The organism is Gordonia sp. WA4-43 (assembly GCF_020520305.1).
In the GTDB taxonomy this organism is placed as follows: Bacteria; Actinomycetota; Actinomycetes; order Mycobacteriales; family Mycobacteriaceae; genus Gordonia; species Gordonia hongkongensis.
In genome coordinates, this window is record NZ_CP084736.1 from 4,474,757 (window position 1) to 4,494,557 (window position 19,801).

At 67.9% G+C, this 19,801-nt stretch carries 23 protein-coding genes, 4 tRNA genes and 2 riboswitches; of the genes, 16 read left to right on the forward strand and 11 right to left on the reverse strand.

The features are described from left to right. Positions 1-24: 24 nt before the first annotated feature. The 6 genes from htpX to LEL84_RS20245 form a co-directional block, all read right to left on the reverse strand. Entirely contained in the window at positions 25-882 is an 858-nt protein-coding gene (gene htpX / locus LEL84_RS20220) for a zinc metalloprotease HtpX (RefSeq protein ID WP_058253356.1), read from the reverse strand. Positions 883-1,048: 166 nt separating this feature from the next. After that, complete coding sequence (locus LEL84_RS20225; protein ID WP_058253332.1) at positions 1,049-1,540, reverse strand: YajQ family cyclic di-GMP-binding protein; 492 nt, start codon at positions 1,538-1,540, stop codon at positions 1,049-1,051. A gap of 51 nt (positions 1,541-1,591) precedes the next feature. Then, positions 1,592-2,419 carry an ABC transporter ATP-binding protein gene (locus LEL84_RS20230; RefSeq protein ID WP_226512610.1) on the reverse strand — a complete coding sequence of 276 codons (828 nt, stop codon included), beginning with the start codon at positions 2,417-2,419 and terminating at the stop codon, positions 1,592-1,594. Beyond that, positions 2,412-3,206 (reverse strand): ABC transporter permease, encoded by a 795-nt coding sequence (locus LEL84_RS20235; protein ID WP_226512611.1) that lies wholly within the window; start codon positions 3,204-3,206, stop codon positions 2,412-2,414. The genes LEL84_RS20230 and LEL84_RS20235 overlap by 8 nt, the downstream gene beginning before the upstream one ends. After that, positions 3,181-4,206 carry an ABC transporter substrate-binding protein gene (locus LEL84_RS20240; RefSeq protein ID WP_226512612.1) on the reverse strand — a complete coding sequence of 342 codons (1,026 nt, stop codon included), beginning with the start codon at positions 4,204-4,206 and terminating at the stop codon, positions 3,181-3,183. The genes LEL84_RS20235 and LEL84_RS20240 overlap by 26 nt, the downstream gene beginning before the upstream one ends. Before the next feature lie 8 nt (positions 4,207-4,214). Then, positions 4,215-4,925: a TenA family protein gene (locus LEL84_RS20245; RefSeq protein WP_137809756.1), complete on the reverse strand. Its 711-nt coding sequence runs from the start codon at positions 4,923-4,925 to the stop codon at positions 4,215-4,217. Next, a riboswitch (TPP riboswitch) is annotated at positions 4,913-5,007 on the reverse strand. It overlaps the preceding gene by 13 nt. Positions 5,008-5,162: 155 nt before the next feature. Here LEL84_RS20245 and LEL84_RS20250 point away from each other — a divergent pair. The 10 genes from LEL84_RS20250 to rplA all read left to right on the forward strand — a co-directional run bounded on the left by LEL84_RS20250 (position 5,163) and on the right by rplA (position 10,071). Beyond that, positions 5,163-5,243: transfer RNA gene (locus tag LEL84_RS20250), tRNA-Tyr, on the forward strand. 117 nt (positions 5,244-5,360) lie between these two features. Beyond that, positions 5,361-5,433: transfer RNA gene (locus LEL84_RS20255), tRNA-Thr, on the forward strand. A gap of 21 nt (positions 5,434-5,454) precedes the next feature. Further along, a tRNA-Met gene (locus LEL84_RS20260) sits at positions 5,455-5,528 on the forward strand. Between the two features lie 93 nt (positions 5,529-5,621). Continuing rightward, positions 5,622-5,789: a 50S ribosomal protein L33 gene (gene rpmG, locus LEL84_RS20265; RefSeq protein WP_045823858.1), complete on the forward strand. Its 168-nt coding sequence runs from the start codon at positions 5,622-5,624 to the stop codon at positions 5,787-5,789. Positions 5,790-5,883: 94 nt separating this feature from the next. After that, positions 5,884-6,981, forward strand: a complete 1,098-nt coding sequence (locus tag LEL84_RS20270) for a fused (3R)-hydroxyacyl-ACP dehydratase subunits HadA/HadB (protein WP_226512613.1) — start codon at positions 5,884-5,886, stop codon at positions 6,979-6,981. A 246-nt stretch (positions 6,982-7,227) separates the two neighbouring features. Next, positions 7,228-7,300, forward strand: a tRNA-Trp gene (locus tag LEL84_RS20275). Between the two features lie 39 nt (positions 7,301-7,339). Further along, entirely contained in the window at positions 7,340-7,813 is a 474-nt protein-coding gene (gene secE, locus LEL84_RS20280; RefSeq protein ID WP_137809758.1) for a preprotein translocase subunit SecE, read from the forward strand. A gap of 70 nt (positions 7,814-7,883) precedes the next feature. Then, a complete protein-coding gene (nusG, locus tag LEL84_RS20285; protein ID WP_137809759.1) occupies positions 7,884-8,762 on the forward strand; it encodes a transcription termination/antitermination protein NusG in 879 nt (292 codons plus the stop codon). A gap of 75 nt (positions 8,763-8,837) precedes the next feature. Beyond that, on the forward strand, positions 8,838-9,272 hold the full coding sequence (gene rplK, locus LEL84_RS20290) for a 50S ribosomal protein L11 (protein WP_004021736.1): 435 nt from the start codon (positions 8,838-8,840) through the stop codon (positions 9,270-9,272). 82 nt (positions 9,273-9,354) lie between these two features. Further along, entirely contained in the window at positions 9,355-10,071 is a 717-nt protein-coding gene (rplA, locus tag LEL84_RS20295) for a 50S ribosomal protein L1 (RefSeq protein ID WP_065629251.1), read from the forward strand. Positions 10,072-10,141: 70 nt separating this feature from the next. Here rplA and LEL84_RS20300 read toward each other — a convergent pair whose 3' ends face one another. The 4 genes from LEL84_RS20300 to LEL84_RS20315 form a co-directional block, all read right to left on the reverse strand. Next, positions 10,142-11,770 carry an HNH endonuclease signature motif containing protein gene (locus tag LEL84_RS20300; protein WP_226512614.1) on the reverse strand — a complete coding sequence of 543 codons (1,629 nt, stop codon included), beginning with the start codon at positions 11,768-11,770 and terminating at the stop codon, positions 10,142-10,144. Positions 11,771-11,975: 205 nt separating this feature from the next. Further along, on the reverse strand, positions 11,976-13,055 hold the full coding sequence (locus LEL84_RS20305) for an ABC transporter substrate-binding protein (protein WP_226512615.1): 1,080 nt from the start codon (positions 13,053-13,055) through the stop codon (positions 11,976-11,978). A gap of 11 nt (positions 13,056-13,066) precedes the next feature. Next, the gene (locus LEL84_RS20310) at positions 13,067-13,873 is read right to left on the reverse strand and encodes an ABC transporter ATP-binding protein (RefSeq protein ID WP_226514371.1); all 807 of its coding nucleotides are present in this window, start codon (positions 13,871-13,873) and stop codon (positions 13,067-13,069) included. A 23-nt stretch (positions 13,874-13,896) separates the two neighbouring features. Continuing rightward, positions 13,897-14,976, reverse strand: coding sequence for a FecCD family ABC transporter permease (locus LEL84_RS20315; protein WP_226512616.1), 1,080 nt, complete (start codon positions 14,974-14,976; stop codon positions 13,897-13,899). 46 nt (positions 14,977-15,022) lie between these two features. Continuing rightward, a riboswitch (cobalamin riboswitch) is annotated at positions 15,023-15,201 on the reverse strand. A 116-nt stretch (positions 15,202-15,317) separates the two neighbouring features. Here LEL84_RS20315 and LEL84_RS20320 point away from each other — a divergent pair. Continuing rightward, positions 15,318-16,271, forward strand: a complete 954-nt coding sequence (locus LEL84_RS20320) for an L-lactate dehydrogenase (RefSeq protein ID WP_226512617.1) — start codon at positions 15,318-15,320, stop codon at positions 16,269-16,271. 2 nt (positions 16,272-16,273) lie between these two features. On the opposite strand, the gene LEL84_RS20325 is transcribed toward LEL84_RS20320, so the two are convergent. Beyond that, a complete protein-coding gene (locus tag LEL84_RS20325; RefSeq protein ID WP_226512618.1) occupies positions 16,274-17,158 on the reverse strand; it encodes an alpha/beta hydrolase in 885 nt (294 codons plus the stop codon). A 125-nt stretch (positions 17,159-17,283) separates the two neighbouring features. Here LEL84_RS20325 and LEL84_RS20330 point away from each other — a divergent pair, with 125 nt between their 5' ends. The 5 genes from LEL84_RS20330 (at position 17,284) to LEL84_RS20350 (ending at position 19,801) form a co-directional block, all read left to right on the forward strand. After that, positions 17,284-17,673, forward strand: a complete 390-nt coding sequence (locus LEL84_RS20330; protein WP_226512619.1) for a hypothetical protein — start codon at positions 17,284-17,286, stop codon at positions 17,671-17,673. Positions 17,674-17,823: 150 nt separating this feature from the next. After that, entirely contained in the window at positions 17,824-18,096 is a 273-nt protein-coding gene (locus LEL84_RS20335) for an excalibur calcium-binding domain-containing protein (RefSeq protein ID WP_226512620.1), read from the forward strand. Positions 18,097-18,117: 21 nt separating this feature from the next. After that, positions 18,118-18,594, forward strand: coding sequence for a helix-turn-helix domain-containing protein (locus LEL84_RS20340; protein ID WP_226512621.1), 477 nt, complete (start codon positions 18,118-18,120; stop codon positions 18,592-18,594). Then, positions 18,591-19,049 carry a VOC family protein gene (locus LEL84_RS20345; protein ID WP_226512622.1) on the forward strand — a complete coding sequence of 153 codons (459 nt, stop codon included), beginning with the start codon at positions 18,591-18,593 and terminating at the stop codon, positions 19,047-19,049. Before LEL84_RS20340 ends, LEL84_RS20345 begins: the two co-directional genes overlap by 4 nt. A 50-nt stretch (positions 19,050-19,099) precedes the next feature. Further along, the gene (locus LEL84_RS20350; protein WP_226512623.1) at positions 19,100-19,801 is read left to right on the forward strand and encodes a YoaK family protein; all 702 of its coding nucleotides are present in this window, start codon (positions 19,100-19,102) and stop codon (positions 19,799-19,801) included.

Below are 19,801 nucleotides of genomic sequence, written 5' to 3' on the forward strand. Positions count from 1 at the left end.
CGGCAGGATCTCTGCTCAGCCGGCTCAGCGACCGTCGCGGGCCATCTCCTGCAGGCGGCGGATACGTTCCGCGGTCGGCGGGTGGGTGGCGAACATCTTGGCCATCCGGTCGGTCGCGCGGAACGGGCTCTCGATCATCATGTGCGACTGGGCCGCGATGTCGGGCTGCGGCGGCAGCGGCGCGGCCTGCACCCCGCCGGAGATCTTCGCCAGCGCTGATGCGAGTGCGAGCGGATCCCCGGTGAGTTCGGCCCCGGACTGATCGGCCTGGAACTCGCGTGAGCGGGAGACGGCCAGCTTCACCAGGGTGGCCGCGATCGGTCCCAGCAACGCGATGAGCAGCATCGCCAGCGGGTTCGGCGCGTTGTCCCGCCCGCCGAACGCGCCCATGAACATCGCGAAGTTGGCCAGGCCGCTGATCACCGCCGCCATCGCGCCGGCGATCGAGCTGATGAGGATGTCGCGGTTGTACACGTGGGACAGCTCGTGGCCCAGCACGGCGCGCAGCTCGCGCTCGTCGAGCAGGTGCAGGATGCCGGTGGTGCAACACACCGCGGCGTTCTTCGGGTTGCGGCCGGTCGCAAACGCGTTGGGCGACTCGGTGGGGGAGATGTAGAGGGCGGGCATCGGCTGGTGTGCCGTGGTCGCCAGCTCACGCACGATCCGGTACATGACCGGTGCCTGCAGTTCGGTGACCGGTTGCGCGTGCATCGCCTTCAGCGACATCTTGGCGCTGTTGAAGTAGACGTAGGCGTTCATGCCGACGGCGACGATCACCGATCCCCACAGGATCAGCGGGCTCTGGAACAGAGCGCCGATGCCGACGATGATCGCCGACATCAGACCCAGCAGAGCCGCCGTCTTCAATCCGTTGAAATGCATCGGGTCCTCGTCTGTCCGGCGCCGTGGGTCTCGGGCTCCGCGGGCGGCCCGGGCGAACCCGGTGCCGGCGGCGGAGTGCAGGCGCCTCATCCGGTCAAACGACGCAGCGCCCGTCTGGGTTTCCGACGGCCGGGGTTCGGTGCCGCCGACCCACCGACCGGGCGGGTCAGCGGTAGTTGACGAACTGCAGGGCGATGCCGAAGTCCTCGCCCTTGAGCAGCGAGATGACGGCCTGCAGATCGTCGCGCTTCTTGCTCGACACGCGCAGCTCGTCGCCCTGGATCTGCGCCTTGACGCCCTTCGGCCCCTCGTCGCGGATCTTCTTGGAGATCTTCTTGGCGTGCTCGGAGTCGATGCCCTGCACCAGTGAGCCGGTGATCTTGAAGGTCTTGCCCGAGCCGACGACCTCGCCGGCGTCGAAGGCCTTGAGGGAGATGTCGCGTCGGATCAGCTTCTCCTTGAACACCTCGAGGCCCGCCTGCGCGCGCTCCTCGGCGTCCGAGGTGATCACGATGTTCTCCTCGCCGGACCACTCGATGCCGGTGTTGGTGCCGCGGAAGTCGTACCGTTGCGACAACTCCTTGGCAGCCTGGTTCAGGGCGTTGTCGACCTCTTGCCGGTCGACCTTGCTCACCACGTCGAAGGATGAATCAGCCATGTCCGACAGGGTATGTCATGGCGATCAGCGACAGTGGGCGGCCGCGGGAGTCTACCGGGGCGTCCGACGCTGTGCCTGCTCGGCGAGGGCACGACGCGACTCGTCGTGGAGCACCTCGAGCAGCTCTCGCTCGAGGGCGACGAACTCGGGCGCGGTGAGCCCCGCCGGATCGCGCGGGCGCGGGAGGTCGACACGCACCTCGTGGACAACGGTGGCCGGGCGGGCGGACAGCACGATCACGCGGTCCGAGAGGTGGACGGCCTCGCGGACGTCGTGGGTGATCATCAGCACGGTCCACCGGTAGCGCTGCCACACCGACTGCAACCACGTCTGCATCTCGGTCCGGGTGAGTGAGTCGAGGGCGCCGAACGGCTCGTCGAGCAGCACGAGGTCGCGATTCTGGACGACGGTGCGCAGCAGTGCGGCGCGCTGTCGCATCCCGCCGGACAGCTGGAACGGGCGCGCGTCCTCGAATCCGGCGAGTCCGAAGGCGGGGAACAGGTCCGCGGCCCGGCGTCGGGCCTCGTTCGTCGGCACGCCCTGCACCTGGAGGCCGAGGATGGTGTTGTCCAGCACGGTGCGCCACGGGAACAGCAGGTCCTTCTGCGGCATGTACGCGCAGTGTCCGGCGACGGCGGGTTCGGAGCCGACGGACGCGCTGCCGGAATCGGGGACGTCGAGTCCGGCCAGCAGGCCGAAGACGGTGCTCTTGCCACATCCGCTGGGCCCGATGACGGAGACGAACTCGCCGGGCTCGGCGGTGAACGACACCCCGTCGAGGACCTCCCGGCGAGGTTGTCCGCGTCCGGGTCGGGGATAGGACTTGGTGAGCCGGTCGACGACAAGTCGATGGTCCGGGACGAGCCGGTGGTCAGTCATGGTGGTTCCGGTCCTCGGCGCGGGCCCAGGGCGCGACGACCCGCTCGACGGCGAAGGTGAGCAGGTACAGCGTGACGCTCAGGAGCGCGGTCACCAGCACCGCCGCGAGCACCAGGTCGGTGCGGAACGAGTTCTTCTGCAGGCTCATGTAGATGCCGAGACCCTGTCTGGCGCCCACGTACTCGGCGAAGACGGCGCCCACCACCGCATAGGTGATGCCGATCCGCAGCGCGGTGAAGAACCGCGGTAGCGCGGACGGGAGCCGCACGTACCGGAAGACCTGGCGGCGGGTGGCTCCCATGCTGCGCATCAGTGCGCCGGCCTCGCGGTCGGTGGCGGCGAATCCCTCGATCAGGCCGATCGCCACCGGAAAGAACGTGACCAGGGCGATGACCAGCACCTTCGGGAGTAGGCCGAAGCCGAACCAGATGATCATCAGCGGTGCGATCGCGATGATCGGCAGGGTCTGGGAGGCGACGAACAACGGCACGAACGCCCGTCGCAGCGCCGGCGAGAAGTCGACGACGATGGCCAGCAGCCAGGCCAGGACCAACGAGACCGTGAACCCGATCAGGGTCACCTGCAGCGTCGCCGCGGCGTGCACCCCGATCTCCGCGCGGTGCGACCAACCCTGCGCGACGACGCGCGACGGCGACGGCAGCACCTGCGGCCGGATTCCGCTGACGTCGACGTAGACCTGCCAGACCGCCACCAGGACGACCACCGCGACGAGCGCGGGCGCGATGCGACGCAGGCCGGTGCTACCGAGGGGTGTCGAGGTAGTCATTGGTGAAGTACGTCGACCAGTCCGGCTCGGTCGTGAGCGGCGCCCCGTCCGGGCCGGTCAGCAGACCGCTGCGGTACAGGAACCCGGAGTTCCCGGCCCACTGGTCGAGCGTCTGTCGCCCGACCTGGCCGTCGGCGTCCTTCATGTACTGACCGGCGAGCATGCGCTGGCTCTCGAACACCAGCTGCTCGTCGTTGAACGCACCGGGGTTGGCGGCGAGGAGGTCGCGGGCCGCCGCGTCCGGGTCGTCGGCCGCCGCCTGGTAACCGCGCTGCAGCGCCGTCACGAAGGCCGCCGCCCGGTCCGGGTTGTCGGCCAGCCAGTCCTCGTTGGCGTCGACGACGATCGCGTATGCCTCCGGGAATCCGAAGTCGGTGTAGTGGAAGTACCTCATCGGGGTTCCGCGATGTTCGGCCTCGATGCCCTCCCACGCGAGATAGGAGACGGTGAAGTCGGCCTGACCGGAGTAGACGGCCTCGTATGCCGAGGTACCGAGGGTCACCGAGGTGAACTCGCCGGTGCCGCCGTCGTTTCGGATCACCTGCTCGAGGGTCTTCTCCTCGCCCGGGTCGCCGAAACCGGCGTATGTCTTCCCGTCGAGGTCCTTCGGGCTCGTGATGTCGCGGCGGTCGGCGCGGACACCGATGCCGGTGGCCCACTTCTGCAGCGGCGCGAACACGGAGATGGTGTGCGCGCCCGATGCCCGCGAGAAGGTCGACGAGTTGTGGGTGCTGATCCCGAACTCGGCGTTGCCCGCGTCCACGATGGTGTCCACGGCGGTGTTGTTGTACGGCAGGATCTCGACGTCGAGTCCGGCCTCCTCGAACCAGCCGCGCTGCTGCGCCACGAACAATCCCGTGTGGTTGGTGTTCGGGGACCAGTCGAGCGCGAATCGGATGGTGCCGTCCGAACCGGCGCCCGAACCGCACGCGGTGATCGCCGACGACGCGACGACCGCGGCGGCGAGCGCGGTGAGGAGGCGGCGCGCGCGGGCGCTCATGCGGGCGCTCATGCGGCGGGCCACGGTTGCGGGTTCAGCGCGGTGTCCCAGAACAGAAGCTCGAACCGGGTGGCGACGGTGAACGCCGTGGCCATCGCGGCCCGCTCCCGCTCGCCGGCGTGCGCCGCGGCCTCGTCCACGAGTTCCCTTGCCCGCGAGGCGGATTCCTGGAACTCCGGGGCGTCGTAGGTGGTCACCCACTGCGCGTAGGGGTGGTTCGGGTCGGCGGCGAGCACCTGGGCGGCACTCGCGGCCAGGGCCCGGCCGACTTCCGCGTAGATCCAGAAGCAGGGCAAGGCCGCGGCCGCGCCGACCGCATACGACTCGGTCGCGGCGACGGCGGTCAGGTAGGACACGTACCCCAGGCACGCCGGCGACGGCTCGGGTTCGCCCTCACGCGGAGGCAGCTGGCCGCCGTTGAGCAGGTCGCCGTGCAGCGCCGACTCGACGGTGGCCGCGGTGGCCGACGAGTTCGCCCAGAACCCCGCGGTCTGCGGGTCGGGGGACTTCGACGCCAGGATGGCGAGGGCCTTCGCGTAACCGGCGAGGTACAGCGAGTCCTGCTCCATGTAGGTGCGGAACACCTCCAGTGGCAGCGTCCCGTCGCCGAGCCGCCGCAGGAACTCGAGGTCGTCGATCGCCGTCCGCAACCCCTTCGTCTCCTCCCAGAGGTGGTCGGAGAAACGGCCGGAGACCGGCATGCGCGCATGCACAGACATGACATCCCTTCGTCAGCATTACCTGGACAGGTTCTCGGGTCTCATCTCAGCCCCGCGTCGCGGAGCACCCCGTGTCAGAACGCAGCCACAGTAGCAGGAGTGGGGGTCGCAGTGGGACGCCTGTGCCACGACCGGGTCCCGGCCTGTTGACCAGCCGGTTTGCGCGTTGATGCGGTGTTCGTTGTATTCTTCACGGCGTTGTTCGTACGGCCGTCACGGTGGCCGGAAGAGCGGCACGGCAGGTTGCCCGAGCGGCCAAAGGGAGCGGATTGTAAATCCGTCGCGCAAGCTACATAGGTTCGAATCCTATACCTGCCACAGCGTGGTCCATTCTCGCGAAACTGCTCTACAGACGGTCTCCGACCAGCGATTTGTCTAGCGCAGACGCGAGTGTGTAACCTCGTTAAGGCTCTCGGGCACAACCGCCCGGGGCACGCCCCCTTAGCTCAGTCGGCAGAGCGTTTCCATGGTAAGGAAAAGGTCGACGGTTCGATTCCGTCAGGGGGCTCGCTGGACGAGAAGTCCGCGGGGCGGTGTAGCTCAGCTGGTTAGAGCGCACGACTCATAATCGTGAGGTCGAGGGATCGAGTCCCTCCACCGCTACACATCGGGTCCGACCGGAACCGAGCGCAAGGGTCGCAAGCCCTGAGGGAACTTCCGAACCCGACCACGTACCACCCGAAAGAAGGCAATCAAGTGGCCTCCTCAACAGATGTTCGCCCCAAGATCACCTTGGCCTGCGAGGTGTGCAAGCACCGTAACTACATCACGAAGAAGAACCGCCGCAACGATCCCGATCGCCTCGAGATCAAGAAGTTCTGCCCGAACTGCGGCAAGCATCAGGGGCACAAGGAATCGCGCTGACGCTGTCGTCGGCCGTTTCGAAGTACCACCAGCAGCGGGCTGCCTCTCGATGAGGCAGCCCGTCTTGTTGTGTCGGCCGAAGGAGTAGAGCTCAATGTCACAGGTAAGCGGAGCCGAGATCCAGGATCGTCCGGACGAGGCGTCGAACGGTGGCGGGAAGCCGACCCCCGACGAGATCGCCGCCCACACCCAGAGCCTTGTCGGCTTCCATTACACGGTCGACGACTATTACGAGATCGGCCGCGAGGAGATCCGTAAGCACGCGATGGCGGTGCAAGATGCGCACCCGACCCACTGGAGCGAGGAGGGCGCCCGGGCCTTCGGTCACGACCGCCTGATCGCCGCGCCGACCTATGTGTCGGTGCTCGGGATCATCGCCCAGCGCAAGCTTTTCGAAGACGTCGTCACCGGCTACGACATGTGGCAGATCATGCAGACCGATCAGCGGCTGGTCTACCACCAGCCGATGAAGGTCGGGGACCGCCTGATCTGCGACGTCTCGCTCGAGTCGTTCCGGCATGTGAGCAGTCCCGAGATGATCGACCTGATGGTCACCAAGAACGTCATCTGGAACCAGCACGACGAGCCGGTCATGACCACGTGGACCTCCCTGGCCGCGCGTCCAGGCATGGACGTCGACCCCGAACTCGAGGCGTCCCTCGACCACGTGATGATCAAGGTCGACGCCATCGGCGAGTCCGGGCACACCGTCGAGTCGAAGGCGGGTCGCTACGACCTCCCCGACCCGACGCAGTCGCCGGGCGCCTTCGGTGCCGTCGACTTCGACACGCTCACGGTGGGTCAGGAACTCACGCCCAAGCGCTACCTGCTGACGCGCGGCAATCTCGCGAACTATGCGGGCGTGGCCGGCGACCCCAACCCGATCCACTTCTCCGACCACGTCGTGAACGCGGCCGGGATGGACGACGTCGTCGCGCACGGCATGCAGACGATGGGGCTCGGCGCGAGCTTCGTCTCCGAGTTCATCGGCGACCCGGCGGCCTTCTGCGAGTACAACGTGCGCTTCACCAGCCCGGTGTACGTGCCGGCCGACGACAGCGCGGCCGTCGACTTCACCGGCAAGGTGAAGTCGCTCGATCCCGCAACTCGTCGCGGGACCATCGCGATCACCGCCAAGCAGGGTGACCGCCGGATCTTCGGACGCGCGCAGGCCGTCATCCAGTTCAACTGATCGACCGGTCGCGAGCCGGTCCGGCGGCTCACGGACGGGTGGCGTGTACGGTCGTCGGGGGAGCGGAGGCGAGCCTGTTTTGGGTCCACCGCCCCGGTGATCTACACTGAAGTGTCTGATTGATTCAGACTTGCGCGCTACCCATAGGGTGGCGCGTTGGTTTTGTCGGCGACGAAACGTCGACGGGCCGCGAGGCCGGATCGAGAAGGACGGCAACGCCGACCACTCCGGTGGCGGGCGTCGCAAAGGGGCGTAGCTCAATTGGCAGAGCAGCGGTCTCCAAAACCGCAGGTTGCAGGTTCAAGTCCTGTCGCCCCTGCCCTGGTGAAGGGCACACGCTGACGAGAGGACCGCGAAGTTGAGCAAGCGAGACCGGGCCGCCCGCGCCAAAGACGCCGCAGAGGGTTCTGCGGCCGATTCGGCTGCGGCTGAGCTCGACGGTCGCGACGAGGCCACCGACGCGGGTACGGACGACGGCACGTCGACCGAAGCCGCGAAGGAGCTGCGTCCGTCCGGTAAGCGCTCGGCTCGCGGACGTCGCTCGGCGGCGGGTGCAACCGACGGTGACGCCGACTCCGACACGGGGTCGGTCGCCGTCAAGGAACGCAAGACCAAGAAAAAGGCGTCTGCCGAGGAGAGCCGGAATCCGTTCGTACGGATCTGGGTCTTTCTGACGCAGGTCGTCGCCGAGCTGAAGAAGGTCATCTGGCCTACGCGGCGCGAGATGATCACCTACACGATCGTCGTGCTCGTGTTCGTCATCGTGATGACCGCGTTCATTGCCGGCCTCGACCTCGCCTTCGCCAAGGGCGTGCTCTGGTTGTTCGGCTGACCCACGCGGTGGGCTCGGCCGGCGACGAGGAACACGACCGCCAGATGAACCATAAGGAGCGTGGGCTGCAGTGAGCACCCCGGAGAACGAACTCGCCTCGACCGATTCCGTCGACGTGGCTGCTGCCGACGTCGACGCTGTCGACGCGGCCGTGACCGACGCGGTGGACACCGAGGGTGACGCGGTCGCCGACGACGCGGTCGTCGAGGGTGACGAGGCCCCCGCCGAGGACACCGTCTCCGAGGATGCCGACGAGGTCCCGGTTGACGAGGCCGCCGCCGACGAGGCCCCTGTCGAAGAGGCCGAGGTCGAAGCGGTTGAGGTCGATCCGGTCGAGGAACTGCGCAAGCAGCTCCGCCGCGCGCCCGGCGACTGGTACGTGATCCACAGCTACGCCGGTTACGAGAACAAGGTCAAGGCCAACCTCGAGACCCGCGTGCAGAACCTCGACGTCGGCGACTACATCTTCCAGGTCGAGGTGCCGACCGAAGAGGTCACCGAGATCAAGAACGGCCAGCCCAAGAAGGTCAACCGCAAGGTGCTGCCGGGCTACATCCTCGTCCGCATGGAGCTCAACGACGAGTCGTGGGGCGCCGTGCGCAACACGCCGGGTGTCACCGGCTTCGTCGGGATGACCAGCAAGCCGTCGCCGCTCTCGCTCAACGAGGTGCTGCAGTTCCTGATGCCGCGGACCGAGGCCAAGAAGCCCGCCGCGTCGCGTGGTGCCGCCGCCGAGGGCGTCGAGGCCGCAGCGGCCGCCGCGTCGAACGTCATCGAGGTCGACTTCGAGGTCGGCGAGTCGGTCACCGTCATGGATGGCCCGTTCGCCACGCTGCCCGCGTCGATCAGCGAGGTCAACGCCGAGCAGCGCAAGGTCAAGGTCCTCGTGTCGATCTTCGGTCGCGAGACGCCGGTCGAGCTCGGGTTCAACCAGGTCGAGAAGATCTAGGGCCGGACCACCAACCCAGAACTTTCACGTCTCCAGCGGGCGTGAATTCGCAAGGAAACAAGCAAGGAACAGAAGATGCCTCCCAAGAAGAAAAAGCTCGCCGGGATCATCAAGCTCCAGATCTCGGCAGGCCAGGCCAACCCGGCCCCGCCCGTGGGTCCGGCGCTCGGTCAGCACGGCGTGAACATCATGGAGTTCTGCAAGGCGTACAACGCGGCGACCGAGTCGCAGCGCGGCAACGTCATCCCGGTCGAGATCTTTGTGTACGAAGATCGCTCCTTCGACTTCAAGTTGAAGACCCCGCCGGCTGCGAAGCTCCTGCTGAAGGCCGCCGGCCTGCAGAAGGGCTCCGGCGAGCCCCACACCAACAAGGTCGGCAAGGTGAGCATGGACCAGGTCCGTGAGATCGCCAAGACCAAGGCCGAAGACCTGAACGCCAATGACATCGACCAGGCCGCGAAGATCATCGCCGGTACTGCTCGGTCCATGGGCATCACCGTCGAAGGCTGACAGACCTCATCATCACCGTGGGAGGGCCGGCTCGGCCCGCACCACACACCCCGCCGACTGACGGCGGAGAAGGAACAGAGCAATGAGCAAGAAGAGCAAGGCCTACGCGGCCGCGGCCGAGAAGGTCGACAAGACCAAGCTGTACAGCCCGCTGGAGGCTGTGGAGCTGGCCAAGGACACGTCGTCGAAGAACACCGACGCGACCGTCGAGGTCGCGATCCGGCTGGGCGTCGACCCCCGTAAGGCAGACCAGATGGTTCGAGGCACCGTCAATCTGCCGCACGGCACCGGTAAGACTGCCCGCGTGATCGTGTTCGCCGCCGGCGACAAGGCCGCCGAGGCCACCGCCGCCGGTGCCGACGAGGTCGGCGCCGAGGATCTGATCGAGCGCATCCAGGGCGGTTGGCTGGACTTCGACGCCGCGATCGCCACCCCGGATCAGATGGCCAAGGTCGGCCGTATCGCGCGTGTCCTCGGACCCCGCGGCCTGATGCCGAACCCGAAGACGGGCACCGTGACCACCGACGTCACCAAGGCCGTCAACGACATCAAGGGCGGCAAGATCAACTTCCGCGTCGACAAGGCTGCGAACCTGCACTTCGTCATCGGCAAGGCCTCGTTCGACCCGGCCAAGCTGGCCGAGAACTACGGCGCTGCCTACGACGAGATCATGCGCGCCAAGCCGTCGGCCGCCAAGGGCCGCTACATCAAGAAGGTCACCGTCTCCACGACGACGGGCCCGGGCATCCCGGTCGACCCGGCGGTCACCCGCAACTTCGCGGAGGCACCGCAGGCCTGATCTGATCAGGCGCACTGACACCCACGAGGGGCCCGGCATTCCGATGCCGGGCCCCTCGTGTCGTGTGCAATCACGCGTGGTCAGCGAGTATGCGTGCGAGTGCTGCTTCGACCGGGGTCAGCGGTGGGGTGGTGAGGTGCTCCGGCGGTGTTCGCGGATGGACGAGTTCGCGGTAGGCGAGTTCGAGGCGCCGGCCGCGGTCGCCGTAGCCGACGGCGTCGGGGCGCGACTGGTCGCCGGACCTGGTGGCAGGTCCGTGGATCTCGTTGCGCACGGTGTTCAGGTGTTGTGCGAACCGCCGGGGTATGTCGGGTCGGCGGTTGATGTGTTCGGGGTTGGGCGGTGCGCCGGGTTCGGCGTTCAATCGCCAGAGGCAGCGGCCTTCGTCGGGGCCGGATCGGGCGATGCGGGTGGTGTATTGGCCGGGTTGGTCGCCGACCATGCGGTTGTGACGGGGACAGGCCGGGGCGAGGTCGTCGATGTCGGTGAGACCGCCCTTGGCCCAGTCTCGTTCGGCGTGATGAAGCTCGACGTGGGTGGCGGGTTGATCGCACCCGGGTGCCGAACACACTTCCCCGTCGGGGCGGGCGAAGGAGACGAGGCGTTGTTCGCGGGTGGCCAGGCGTTTGCCCCGTCCGAAGTGCAGGGGGACGGTGGTGGCGTCTTTGAAGATCGCGAGCCAGGGTTGCATGTCGGCGGCCATCGTGATCAGGTCCCGGATGGGCAGCAGGGTGCCGGTGGCGGTGGTGGCGAGTCCGGCTTCGCGGATGAGGTCGTTGAGGTCGGCTTTGATGATCAGTTGCACGGGTAGCCCTCGGTGCGAGGTGCCGAGTGTTCCGTCGGCGAAGCCTGCGGCGAGTGCGGCGTCGAGTGCGTCGTGATTGGTCTGGGCGAGAGTGCGACCGTCGCGGTCGGCTGCGGCGGTGAGGGCTTCGGGGTCGGCGGTGCCGGCCGGTCCGCTGGGTGAGGCGGGGTCGTCGGGGTTGTTGAGTCCGGGTTTGCCCCAGACGGCGAACATCATGGTGAGTCGGGCGGCGAGTGCGGGGGTCAGGGTGCCGGAGATTTTGGCGGTGCCGTCGGCGCGTTGCCGTCCTATCCACAGGCCGCGGCGTCGTTTCTGGTCGGTGTCGTCGGACAGGGTGCCGTCGGGGTCGAGGTGGGCAAGCAGCCGCGAGCCGAGTTGGGTGATGTCGGCGGGCGTGTGGGCTTCGGCGATCTCGGCCATCTGTCGTTCAGCGGCGACCTGTACATCGTGGTCGATGGTGCCGGGGATGCGGTCGAGGACGTCGAGGGTGGCTTGTACGTGGGCGGTGCCGACTGTGCCTTGTGCGAAAGCTTCGGCGAGGCAGGGGTATTCGGGTGGGAGGAGTTCGCCGCCGAGGCTGGTGCGGTGGGCGGTGGCGTCCATCTGCTTACGGCGGCGCATCGGGTTCGAGACTCGTAGCCGGTGTGTCATGTACTGCATGAGGGTGCGGCAGCCGGCCTTGCGGGGTAGGTCGCGGGCCTCGACCTGATCGATCTGCCGGTCTCCGGCGACGGTCAGACGCGCGATGGCGCGTTCGGTCTCCGCGGCCACGTCGGCGAGTTCGGCATCGGTACACGGCGACAGGTCCACGGTCTGCAACTCACCGAGGATGCGGTGCAGGTCGGCCACCAACTCGAGGGCGCGCGGTCGCCGCGCCGCTTGTTCGTCAGACATGGTCACCCCCGAGAACCGTTGCCGCGAATGTACGTTCGAGTGTACACCGTTGCGAGCGCGTTGCAAGCCAAAACTGATGTTGTGCAACGCTATTCGGAGCCGGTAACTTGTCGGTGCCTCGTGGTAGGGGGTCCACCGACTACTCCGTGGGGCGGCGGCATGACGATCGCCGCGGCCCCACGTGTTCAACGGGGCGTCCCGCGACTCACTCCAGCCAGTTGTTGCCCCCGAGGTCCAATTGCGCGACATCCAGGGACGGGGTGATACCGGATTCCGGTGCGAGGCCGTGGTTCTCGAGAACGCCGCGCATGATCTCGGCGGCGTCGATGTTGAGTGGGCTCGACACCCACATCGCGTACGGCAGGTTCACGAAGCGGTTCTCGCGCACCGCCTTCAGGTTCCGGCTCGCCGGATTCGAGCGCAAGGCGGCGATCTTCTCCTCGACCGACTGGCCGGGATAGTCGACGAACACGATGACGTCGGGGTCCGCGGTGGTGAGGCGTTCCCAGCTCACGGCGGTCCAGGTGTCCTCGATGTCCTCGGTCGCGTTGCGCGCGCCCGCGGCGTCGATGATGCCCTGCGGGCCGCCGAAGGATCCGGAGGAGAAGATGGTGTCCGAGACGCTGTCGAAGACGAAGACCGTCGGTTTCGCGGCGGGTTGTGGTGCGGCGCGCAGCTTCTCGAGGCGGTCGGCCACCTCGTCGGCCGCGGCGGCGCCCTGCTCGGGATTGCCGGTGAGGGTGCCGATGTTGCGCAGATCGGTGTCGAGCGCGACCCACGGGTCCATGGTGCCGCGCTGCGCCTCGCCCTCGGTCTGCCGGCACGCCTCGGACAACTGGTACACGTCGATGCCGTGTCCGGCGAGGATCTCGGGTGTGATCCCGCGCGATTCGCTCATGCCGTAGTTGTATCCGGCATACAGCACTTGGGGTTTCGCCGCGACGATGTTCTCGAGGGTGGGACGTTCGGTCGCGACCTCGTTCAGGGTGTCGACCTGGGGTCCGTACTCCAGCCGCAGGACGTCTTTGTCCCGGGCGAGCGCGCTGACCGCCACCATGTTGTCACGGGCACCGGCGGCGAGTGCGATCGCGATCATGCCGCCGTCGTTGACGAACAACCGGCCGAGGGGTTGCGGGTATGCGACGTCGGCTCCGCAATTCGATATGGTGACAGTGTTTTCCGACGCTGCGGTGCTGTCGGTACCGCAGGCTGTGGCAGTTCCCAGCGTCAGAGCCGCCGCCACGATGGCGACGGTCGGGGGGACTCGGGACGTACGTATGGTCAAAGGATGTCCTCTCACGGGATGTCTTTCGTCAGAGTGCTGGGGGCGGGTGTGGTGGTGGGAGTGTTCAGGAGCAGATGGGGCAGGCCCGTCGATGGATGATCGACGACGGTGCCGGACACCTCGAAGACGTCGGCCAGCAGAGCCGGCGTCAGCACCTCGACCGGTGGCCCGTGCACGATGACCCCGCCGTCGGAAACCACTGCGACGGAGTCGAAGTGACGCAACACCAAGTCCAGGTCGTGCATCGCCGCGACCACGGTGGCGTCGAGCTCGTTGAGGATCTCCATCAGTCGTAGTCGCCAGGCGGCGTCCAGGTGATTGGTGGGTTCGTCGAGCACCACGATCGGGGTCTGCTGAGCGAGCGCGCGGGCGAGCACGACGCGGTGCCGTTCGCCGCCGGACAGCTGGGTGCACGAGCGGGTGCTCCAGCCATCGAGCCCGACCTGGATCAACGCGCGATCGACCACCGTCTTGTCGTCGGAACTTCCGGTGGACCAGGCCGACCGGTACGGGGTCCGGCCGAGGCCGACCGCCTCGGCGACCGTCAGCTCCGCGGAGGGCTGTTCCTCCTGGCCGACCACGGCCATCGACATGGCGCGGCGTCGCGAGGGGATGCGGTGGAGGTCGTTTCCGTTCACCTCGACGGTGCCGGCGGCCGGGCGTTCGAGACCGCACAGCGTGCGCAGCAGGGTGGTCTTGCCGGAACCGTTGGGCCCGACGATGGCCAGTCGGGTGCCGGCGGGGACCGCGAGATCGACATCCCGCAGTACGACGCGGCCACCTCGACGGCACGCAAGCGCGTTCGCGCGCAACGACATCGACGATGCGCGGGCGGGGTCGATCACGAGCCTCCCCCGAACACGTACTGGCGTCGTCCCATGAGGAACAGGAAGATCGGCGCCCCGATCAGGCCGGTCACGATGCCCAGCGGCATCTCTCGCGGTGCGGCCGCCACCCGCGAGATCACGTCGACCCACACCAGGAAGAGCGCACCGCCGCAGACCGCCACCGGCAACATCGCGCGGTGGGTGGCGCCGACCAGGAGTCGCGCCGCGTGCGGGACGATGAGACCGACGAAGCCGATGCCGCCCGCCACCGCGACGAGCACGCCGACCAGGAGACCCTGGACACCGAACAGCGCGTTGCGCATCGCGCGTACCGGCACGCCCAGCGACGTCGCGGTGTCGGTGCCGGCCGCGTAGGCACCGAGCCAGGAGTGGATGGCGAGCATGGCCACGACGGTGACCAGCACGACCGCCCCGGCGATCTGCACTTTCGCCCAGGTGGCGCCCGCGACGCTGCCGAGCATCCAGAACATCACGTTGTCGGCGGCGTGCGGGTCGGCGGCGGTGAACACCAGCAGCGACGACAACGCCATGAACGCCGAGGACAACACCACCCCGGACAGGATGAGTCGCAGCGCGGTCAGCCCGCCCTGGGCGCGGGCCACCAGGTACACCGTGACGGTGGCGGCCAGCGCGCCGAGCAGCGCCCCGCCGGACAGCGCCCAGACGCCCAGTCCCGCGAGCACGCCGAGGGTCATCACCGCGGTGGCCCCGACCGCCGCGCCGGCGGACACACCCAGCAGGTACGGCTCGGCCAGCGGGTTGCGGACCAGGGCCTGCATGAGTGCGCCGGCCAGCGCCAGCCCGGCTCCGACCAGCGCGGCCAGCACGGACCGGGGCAACCGGAGATCCCAGATGATGACGGCGTGCGCGGAGTCGAGCTCGGCCCCGGTCATCCGGCCGACGACGGTGTGCCACACGTCGCCGACGGGGATGGTCTCCGCGCCGAAAGCGGTGGCCAGGGCGATGCTGAGGAGGGTGAGGACGAACAGTACTGCGGCTAGCGGCGTCGACGGGAGTCGCCGGACCGACGGGGCGGTCGCGCTCTCGGTCGTGCCGTCGGTACGACGGGACACGGGTGGTACTGCCTATCGGTCTGGGTATCTGTGCGCGAGATACACGATGGACTCGAGCGAGAACGGCCGGTAATCGGACTCGGGATCGTGGCGCCGGCGCCTTCCCGGGTCGCCCCGGTGTCCGCGCCGAATCCGTCTCCCATACCGTTGCGCGCCAGTCCCGGATTCACACCGGGTTCCCTGACACCCACGTGTGCGGGTGTGACCGTTCTCGGCGCCCACGCTATCAACATCGACCGCCGACCGAACGCGCGGTCGGCCGGCGCAGCCCGGACAGCCGACTTCCGAGCACCTAGGCTGGTGCCGACGATCGACGAACCCGACGCGGAAACGGTGAACCGATGGACGTACGAGACACGAAGCTGGCCATCATCGGGGCGGGTGCGGTGGGCACCGCGATCGCCTACTCATCCCTCATTCGAGGTGTCGCACGGACCATCGCCCTCCTCGACATCGACGCCGCCAAGGTGACCGCCGAGGTGCTCGACATGTCCCATGGCCTCGAGTTCGTGCCGCGGGCGGACATCATCGGATCCGACGACGTCTCGGTGTGCGCGGACGCCGACGTCGTCGTGTTCACCGCCGGCGCGAAGCAGAAGCCAGGGCAGTCGCGTCTCGAATTGGCCGAGGCGACAATCGGTCTGACACGCGCCATCCTCCCCGGGGTCTTGGCGGTGGCCCCGAACGCGATCTATGTGATGGTCACCAATCCCGTCGACATCGTCACCTACGCCGCCCAGGAGATCAGCGGGTTGTCACCGCACCAGGTCTTCGGGTCGGGCACGGTGCTGGACTCGTCCCGCTTGCGGTTCCTGATCGCGCAGCACTGCGGGGTCGCGGTACAGAGCGTGCACTCCTACATCGTCGGCGAACACGGCGACAGCGAGATCCCGCTGTGGAGTTCGGCGTCGATCGGGGGCGTGCCGCTCACCTCGTGGACGCCGCTACCCGGCCGTCCGGCGATGGACGTCGTTGCGCGCGAACGTATTCACCACGAGGTCGTGCACGCCGCGTACACCATCATCGAGGGCAAGGGGGCGACGAACTACGCGATCGGTCTGGCCTCGACGCGCATCGTCGAAGCGATCCTGAACAACGAACACCGGGTGCTGCCGGTGTCGACGCGGGCCGACGGTATCGAGGGGCTCGACGGCGTGTGCCTCTCGTTGCCGACCGTCGTCGACCGCGGTGGTGCCCAGACCCGGCTCGATGTCCCGCTGTCGGACTCCGAGCGGGCGGGTCTGCTGGCATCGGCGGAAACGCTGCGCGGGATGCAGGCGCGGTTCGGGTTCTGACGTCACACGGGGACGGTCCCGCGCAAGAACTCGAGCTGATCGGCGACCACCCGCTCGAAGTCGTCGCCGACGTAGATGTCGAAATGTCCTGCCGGATAACGAATCACTCGCGCTGCCGGGGCGCGGCGGGCGTACCGGGCAGTCGGTCCGGCCGGCGCCACGGTGTCCTTGTCGCAGATGCACACGAGCGTGGGACAGGTGAGCTTTCGCAATGCCCGACCAGGCGTGTGCAGCGGGATGGCGAGACCGACCCGCGCGGCGACCTCGTTGATGAACTCCAGGTCGTCGGGCACCAGCGGTAGGTATCCCGACACCGCGTCGGGTGCCGTCATCAGGGCGGCCGAGCCGGGCGCACCGGCGAGGCCGACGGTGACCGGCGGACGGCCCAGTGCCGAACCCGCCAGATCCGCGAGCGCGCGCACGGTCACCTTTGCCCCGGACGCCACGCCCAGCGCGGCGGTGGATGCGACGCCGCTGGTGAAGGGGCACTGGGAGATCACTGCGGCCACCCGGCCGTCGCGTTCGCCCGCGACGAGGACGTGTCCGCCGCCGAAGGAGGTGCCCCACAGCACTATCCGTGAGGTGTCGACACCGCTGAGTGTTCGGGCGAAGGCGATTGCCGCGGCCCAGTCGTCGAGTTGGCGGCGAATGGACAGCAGCTGTCGCGGTTCGCCGTCGCTGTCACCGAAGTGGCGGTAGTCGAACACCAGGCACGAGTATCCCGCGGCGGTGAAGCGCTCGGCGAACGCGTCCAGGCGCATCCGCCGGACCGCACCGAGCCCGTGCGCCATCACGATGACCGGCGCCGGAGTGGTTCCCTCGGGCCGGTACGACCAGGCCCGGCATGTCGTCCCGGACGAATCGAACTCGACGTCGTTCCTGATCATCGTTTCCCCGCTGTCGGTGGTTTCCTGGCCGGACTGTACCAATACGCGTTGTCGAGTGGCAGGCTTGCCGGAGGCTGTGGAAAGCGAGATGGAACCCGACGTCGACGCTGCTAGCGTCTGCCGTCGTGAAGAGATTGATAGCGGGGGCGTTGATCGCCGGAGCGGCAGTATTCGGATTGACTGTGGGCGCGGGTGATTCCGACGCCAAGATCAAGCCGGGCAACTACAAACAGCAGCAACTCATCTACGGATTCGTTCCGATGCCGGAGTCGAATGCGCGGGTCATCGGCAACGGCATGTACACCGACTACTACGGGATCGGGCCGTGGAATCTGCAGCGTCAGCAGATCCAGCAGACTCCACACGGCGGCGTCGTGGCGCACACTGCGGACCCGGTGATGCAGTGGTTCGCGCGTACGGAGTTTCGGCGCACCAAGAACGGATATGTCGGCACGATGTACAGCTGGGGCGTCCCGCTCGGCAGTGCGCTGCTGAAGGAACAGCCGCCTCGCTGACCCCGCGCCTTCCGATCCCGGGTCCGGCCGATGGCGTGTCCGTCGGCCGGACCAATCTTCGCGTCGCATGCGCTGTTCGCCGGCCGGAACCCGTAGTGTCACCTCGTCACGTTGAGGTGTCGGGGGACACTACGAAGAAGGTCAAGCACGATGCGTTGCTCGCGAATGATGGTTCTCGGATTCCTGGCCGCGGCGTCGATGACGGTCGCTCCGCTGTTGGTGGCGGCACCCGCCGCGGCGGCCACCGATTACGCCAACTGCTCGGAACTCAACGCCGACTATCCCCACGGTGTCGGCCAGGCCGGCGCCGTCGACTCCACATCGGGTACGCCGGTCACGACGTTCACCGTCGATGACGATCTGTACGAGGCGAACTCCGAGAGCGACCGCGACGGGGACGGCATCGCCTGCGAGAAGCACTGAGCGTGCGTCACACTGGGTGACGTGTTCACCCAGGTCGAGGACGAGAACCGCCGGTTGCTCCGTGCGCGCGACGCCATCGACCGCTCCTACGCCGACGACCTCGACATCGCAACGCTCGCCCGCATCGCGCTGATGTCGCCGTCGCACTTCATCCGCCGGTTCCGGGCCGTGTTCGGGGAGACGCCGCACCGCTACCTGCAGCGTCGGCGCATCGAGCGGGCCTGTGCCCTCCTTCGGACCACCGACGTCCCGGTGCTCGACGTCGCGTTGCTGGTCGGCTACGACAGTCCTGGCACGTTCGGCCGGACGTTCAGCCGACTCGTCGGCTCCAGTCCCATGGCCTACCGGCAGCGTGTCGCTCCGATTCCCGTTCCCGGTTGCTTCGTGCGCCGGTGGACCAGGCCGAGCGATGCTGCCACCGGGGTCCCGCGAGCGGCCGAAGTGAGCGATTTCGGAGAAGCGCCGGCCGGGCCGCCGGTCGTATCGTCGGGCGCATGATCAACGGCATCGGTATCCATTCCGTCTACGTCCTCGATCAGGACGTCGCACTCGACTTCTACGTCGGCACACTCGGTTTCACGGTCGACACCGACGTCGACATGGGTTTCATGCGGTGGTTGACGATCGCGCCGCCCGGTCAACCCGACCGGCTCATCCTGCTCGAGAAGCCCGGGCCGCCCGCGCTTTCCGACGAGACCGCCGCGAAGGTCCGCGACCTCGTGACGCAGGGGGCGATGCCGGTGACGATCCTGTCGACCGACGATTGTCGCGGCACCCACGCGGCGCTCGTCGCACGCGGCGTCGAGTTCACCCAGGACCCCGAAGACCAGCCCTACGGCACCGACTGTGCGTTCCGGGACCCGTTCGGCAATGCGTTGCGAATGACCCAACGCACCGCCGCCGACCGGCCGATCGGAGCCGACGACATCGGCCGCTGGGCGCCGGACGAGTGAGGTGGTCCGCCGAACATCCCGGCGGCCACGTAGGCGTTAGATTCGTGCCCATGGCGGTCCGACTCGACAGGTACCTGAGCAGCAAGCACCCGGACTACGCGATCGCGGCAGCGTTGCTGTTCCTGGCCGGGCTGGTCGACGCCATCGCGTTTGTCGTGCTCAAAGGCAGCTTCGTCGCCTTCATGTCGGGTAACTCGACGATCCTGGGAGCGTCGACGGCCGCGGGCCGGTGGTCGACGATCGCGATCGTCGCCGGACTCGTCGCGGCCTTCTTCGGCGGGGCCGTGGGCGGCGCGGCACTCGGTCGCTGGGGCGGACAGCACTCGCCGGTCTGGGTTCTCGTGGCCGTGACGGTGACGCTTCTCGCCGGCACCGTTGTCGCGCTGACCGCGTCGCCGACGGCCGGGATGGTCGTGGTGGCGACGGCGACCGGAGCGATCAACTCGGCGCTGTCGCACACGTCGGCGGTGCCGGGCGGCTTGACGTACGTCACCGGCACGCTGGTGAAGTCCGCGCACGAGCTGGTCGCCTCGCTGGGTACCGATCGACCGTGGGCGTGGCTGGCGGTGTTCTGGATGTGGCCGGTGTTCGTCCTGGGCGCGGTGTGCGGCGGTTTCGCAGAACGTCACTGGGGTGTCGCCGGGTTGTGGGCCGGGGTCGCGATCGCCGCCTGCACCCTCCTCCTGCGGGTTGCCGAGACGTTGTCTCGGGGCAATTCGCGCTCAGATGGAACCGAACGGGCCGCTGGATAG

Excerpts from the sequence above, each read along its gene's own strand:
- LEL84_RS20300 (WP_226512614.1), bottom strand. The coding sequence starts at position 11,770 with ATGTCTGACGAACAAGCGGCGCGGCGACCGCGCGCCCTCGAGTTGGTG.
- LEL84_RS20345 (WP_226512622.1), top strand. The coding sequence starts at position 18,591 with ATGATCAACGGCATCGGTATCCATTCCGTCTACGTCCTCGATCAGGAC.
- LEL84_RS20230 (WP_226512610.1), bottom strand. The coding sequence starts at position 2,419 with ATGACTGACCACCGGCTCGTCCCGGACCATCGACTTGTCGTCGACCGG.
- LEL84_RS20320 (WP_226512617.1), top strand. The coding sequence starts at position 15,318 with ATGGACGTACGAGACACGAAGCTGGCCATCATCGGGGCGGGTGCGGTG.
- LEL84_RS20240 (WP_226512612.1), bottom strand. The coding sequence starts at position 4,206 with ATGAGCGCCCGCGCGCGCCGCCTCCTCACCGCGCTCGCCGCCGCGGTC.
- rplA (WP_065629251.1), top strand. The coding sequence starts at position 9,355 with ATGAGCAAGAAGAGCAAGGCCTACGCGGCCGCGGCCGAGAAGGTCGAC.
- rplK (WP_004021736.1), top strand. The coding sequence starts at position 8,838 with ATGCCTCCCAAGAAGAAAAAGCTCGCCGGGATCATCAAGCTCCAGATC.
- LEL84_RS20335 (WP_226512620.1), top strand. The coding sequence starts at position 17,824 with ATGCGTTGCTCGCGAATGATGGTTCTCGGATTCCTGGCCGCGGCGTCG.
- LEL84_RS20235 (WP_226512611.1), bottom strand. The coding sequence starts at position 3,206 with ATGACTACCTCGACACCCCTCGGTAGCACCGGCCTGCGTCGCATCGCG.
- LEL84_RS20245 (WP_137809756.1), bottom strand. The coding sequence starts at position 4,925 with ATGTCTGTGCATGCGCGCATGCCGGTCTCCGGCCGTTTCTCCGACCAC.
- htpX (WP_058253356.1), bottom strand. The coding sequence starts at position 882 with ATGCATTTCAACGGATTGAAGACGGCGGCTCTGCTGGGTCTGATGTCG.
- LEL84_RS20270 (WP_226512613.1), top strand. The coding sequence starts at position 5,884 with ATGTCACAGGTAAGCGGAGCCGAGATCCAGGATCGTCCGGACGAGGCG.
- LEL84_RS20325 (WP_226512618.1), bottom strand. The coding sequence starts at position 17,158 with ATGATCAGGAACGACGTCGAGTTCGATTCGTCCGGGACGACATGCCGG.
- LEL84_RS20225 (WP_058253332.1), bottom strand. The coding sequence starts at position 1,540 with ATGGCTGATTCATCCTTCGACGTGGTGAGCAAGGTCGACCGGCAAGAG.
- LEL84_RS20310 (WP_226514371.1), bottom strand. The coding sequence starts at position 13,873 with ATGTCGTTGCGCGCGAACGCGCTTGCGTGCCGTCGAGGTGGCCGCGTC.
- LEL84_RS20350 (WP_226512623.1), top strand. The coding sequence starts at position 19,100 with ATGGCGGTCCGACTCGACAGGTACCTGAGCAGCAAGCACCCGGACTAC.